Below are 3857 nucleotides of genomic sequence, written 5' to 3' on the forward strand. Positions count from 1 at the left end.
CTGCGCAGGAACGGCCCGGCCCAGATGCATTCGGACTTGATCTGCGGCTCCAGATCGAACATCGACCGGCTGGGCACGGGCAGCCCCAGGTCGATGGCATACCCGAAGGTCTCGGCGGCGAAGCCCAGCCGCAGCGACACCGGCTGGGCGCGGGCCGTGCCCTGCACCGGGATCTCGCCCTGGCGCATGCGCCGGTCGATCTGTTCAGGACCGGCCCACAGCGCCGAGCCCAGGCCGCCTTCGCCGGCCAGGGCCGCTGCGACGCTGCCCTGCGCGGTTTCGGCCAACAGCCGCAGCGCGCGGTACAGGCTGGACTTGCCGCTGCCGTTGTCGCCGGTGACCAGGTTCAGGCGCTCCATCGGCACCACCAGATGGTGCAGGGAGCGGTAGTTGGCAATGGCAAGGGTCTGCAGCATGCGCAAGGCTCGGCGTGGAAGGCCCGGCAGTCTGCGGCAGCGCGTTCGCAGGGGGTGCGACGCGGCTCAGTCCGCGCGCACCACCCGGTTGCGGCCTTCATGCTTGGCCCGGTACAGCGCCGCGTCGGCCCGCGCCAGGGTCTGGTCCACGCCGTCGCCATGACGATGGGCGGCCACCCCGATGCTGATCGTCAACGGAATGCCCAGCGGCAGGTCGGCCACGGCCATGCGCAGGAAGTCGCACTGCAGCTCGGCAGTGCCCAGCGTGGTGTCGGGCATCAGCACCACGAACTCTTCGCCGCCGTACCGTGCCGCCAACCCCTGCCCGGCGAAATGCGCACGGAGCAGGCGCGACAGCTCGGCCAGCACGTGGTCGCCGGTGGCGTGGCCGTACAGGTCGTTGACGTTCTTGAAATGGTCGATGTCCAGCAGGGCCACGGCGGTCTGCCGTGGTTGCCCGTCGGCATCGGTAACCGCCGCTTCCAGCGCCAGGCTCATCGCCCGCCGGTTGGGCAGCCCGGTCAGTGGATCGGTGCGGCTCTGCTCGGCCAGGTCGGCGTTCTGCTGTTCAAGCAGGGCGTTGTATTCGGACAGGCGCTGTTCGTACCAGGCGCGGTCGCGCATGTGCTGCTGGATCTCAAACGCGTAGCGGCGCAGCTCCATCACCAGCGAGACCTGCCGCGACAACGCTGCCAGCGCCTGGGCCTGGTCGGGCCGCAGGTGCCCGGGGTTGGCGTCGAACACGCACAGCGTGCCCAGCGGCAGGCCATCGAAACTGAGCAGCGGCGCGCCGGCGTAGAAGCGGATATGCGGGTCGTCGACCACCACCGGGTTGTCGAAGAACCGCGGGTCCTGCAGCGCGTCTTCCACCACCATGACCTGGTCGGGCTGCAGGATGGCGTGCCCGCAGAAGGAGATGTCACGTGAGGTTTCGGTGGCGTCCAGCGCCTGGCGCGCCTTGAACCACTGGCGGTCGCGGTCGACCAGGGTCACCGCCCCCATGCGGGTGCCGCACAATGCCGTGGCAATGGTCACCAGATCCTCGAAGGATCGCTCCTTGGCGGTATCCAGGATCTGGTAGCGCTGCAGCGCCTGCAGGCGCTGCTCTTCGTTGTCCGGCAGGGACGGCTTGATCATCGGCGGCAGGCAGGCTCGTTGTGCCTGCGCAGTCTAGCCGGAGTGCCGGCTCACCGCGTGACGCGCGCCCTTACCACTCCAGCTGCTTGGGCAGCAGGCCCTTGAGCTCGGCGTCGGTCAAGTTGCGCCACTGGCCCGGCTTGAGCGCGCCCAGCTTGATGTTGTCGATGCGCACGCGGCGCAGCTGGGTGACGCGGAAACCGAAGGCGGCGGCCATCAGGCGGATCTGCCGGTTCAGGCCCTGCTGCAGGGTGATCCGGAAGCCGAACTTGGCCAGCTTGCTGGTGCGGCACGGCAGCGTGGTTTCATCGTGGATGCGGACGCCGCGGGCCATGCCGCGCAGGAATTCGTCGGTGACCGGCTTGTTGACCGCCACCATGTATTCCTTCTGGTGCCCGTTCTCGGCACGCAGGATCTGGTTGACGATGTTGCCGTTGCTGGTCAGCAGGATCAGGCCTTCGGAATCCTTGTCCAGGCGGCCGATCGGGAAGATCCGCTGCTCGTGGCCGACGAACTCGACGATGTTGCCCTTGACCGTGCTTTCGGTGGTGCAGGTGATGCCGACCGGCTTGTTCAGCGCGATGTAGACGTGTTTGCGGCCGCCGGCCTTTTTGGCTTCGCGGGCACGCAGCGGCTGGCCGTCGACCAGCACCACGTCCCCCTCGCCGACCACCGCACCGGTGCCGGCCGGGTGGCCGTTGACGGTGACGCGGCGTTCGCCGATCAGGCGGTCGGCTTCGCGCCGGGAACAGAAGCCGGTTTCGGCGATGTGTTTGTTGAGTCGGATTGTCATCGGCCCATTATCCGGCAAACCCGGCCCGCGCAGGGCGCCGGGTGTTCACACACGCAGCGCCTCGTCGGCCGGAACGGCCTGGTCGGCGTCGAATACCTGGTTGCGGCCGGCCCGCTTGGCGCAGTACATGGCGTGGTCGGCGCGGCGCAGCAGCGCGGCCAGGTCGTCGCCGTCCCCGCGCAGCACGGCCAGGCCGATGCTGCCCGACACCTCCAGCCCCGGGATGGCCAGCACCCGGGTTACCGCCTGCACCTGCTGGCGCACGCTTTCCAGGCGGGCGAAGGCGCTGGCGCGGTTGGCGCCCGGCAGCAGCACCAGGAACTCTTCACCGCCCATGCGGATCACATCGTCGTGGTTGCGCACCGAGTCGCGCAGCTGGCGGGCCACGGCCACCAGCACCTGGTCGCCCACGGCATGCCCGAACTGGTCGTTGATGTCCTTGAACAGGTCGATGTCCAGGAACCCGATCGCCAGCGGCTGTTCGTCCTGGACCGCACGTTCCAGGTACTGGGCCAGCCTGCGCAGGCCGGCGCGCCGGTTCGGCAGGCCGGTCAGGGCATCGGTATCGGCCAGCTGGCGCAGTTCGTCGCGCTGCTGGCGCAGCCGGCCCAGGCGCAGATTGAGCGCGTAGGCAGACATCATCAGGAACCAGGTGGTCGCCAGCTGCAGCGACTCGATCCGGTAGGCCACCAGCCACTGCGCGTGCAGCGCATCGGCCATGATCATGATCCACCAGGGCGCCAGCGCGCTCAGCCCGGCCAGCGCGTAGCGGTCGCGGTGCAGGAGGCCCCAGCTGCCGGCGGCCAGGCAGGCGACGCAGCCCAGCACGAACAGCCCTTCCAGCCCGGCGGCCACGCCCGGCAACATCGCAAAGTGCATCCAGGGCACACCCAGGCCCAGCGCGAACAAGCCCCACAGCAGCACGTGCTGGGCCGGCCGCGAACGTGGCCAGCGACGGTCGCCGCCAGACAGCCGCCACAGCACTGGCAGCAGCACCGCTTCGGTGAACGCGGACAATGACACCAGCCACCACGACGCCCGGTTCTCGACCGGCAACCATGGTTCGGGGTACCCGCTCAGCCCGCCCAGCACGGCCTGCCACAGCACCAGCAGCAGGCAGATGGCCACGTAGATCAGGAACGAACGGTCCTTGGTGGTCACATAGCCCATCAGCGCCGACAGCGCCAGGGCGATGGCCACCGCCACACAGGCCGCGCGCACCAGCAGCCGGGCGGTGTCGTCCTGCTGCACCGGGCTGGGCGCGCCCAGCTGCACGGTGGGAATCCAGCGCGGCTTGATCGGCGCGGCCCAGGACACCACGATCGGTTCGTGGTCGCCGGCCACAGGGACCACCACCATGCCCACCCCGGCCCGGAAGCGGGAATCGCGGGTGCGCGCGTCATGCATGCTGCCGCAGATCTGGCGGTCACCGTGGCTGATCCGTACCTCGCCGGCCAGGACCCCGAACACGTCCACCGCCTGCGGCTCGCCGGACCAGCCGCCCGCAGGCG

General features: G+C 69.5%; 4 protein-coding genes. All 4 read right to left on the minus strand.

What is annotated here, in order from left to right; genetic code table 11:
* On the minus strand, positions 1-416 hold a 416-nt coding region (locus tag DBR34_RS23370), incomplete at its 3' end, for an AAA family ATPase (protein WP_258223992.1).
* Between the two features lie 66 nt (positions 417-482).
* Positions 483-1553 carry a sensor domain-containing diguanylate cyclase gene (locus DBR34_RS15690; RefSeq protein WP_128097488.1) on the minus strand — a complete coding sequence of 357 codons (1071 nt, stop codon included), beginning with the start codon at positions 1551-1553 and terminating at the stop codon, positions 483-485.
* Between the two features lie 70 nt (positions 1554-1623).
* Positions 1624-2346 carry a pseudouridine synthase gene (locus DBR34_RS15695; RefSeq protein WP_038689523.1) on the minus strand — a complete coding sequence of 241 codons (723 nt, stop codon included), beginning with the start codon at positions 2344-2346 and terminating at the stop codon, positions 1624-1626.
* 45 nt (positions 2347-2391) lie between these two features.
* A partial coding sequence (locus tag DBR34_RS15700) for a diguanylate cyclase (RefSeq protein ID WP_146186860.1) occupies positions 2392-3857 on the minus strand: 1466 nt, incomplete at its 5' end.

Source organism: Stenotrophomonas sp. HMWF003 (assembly GCF_003061285.1).
Classification (GTDB): Bacteria; Pseudomonadota; Gammaproteobacteria; order Xanthomonadales; family Xanthomonadaceae; genus Stenotrophomonas; species Stenotrophomonas maltophilia_AP.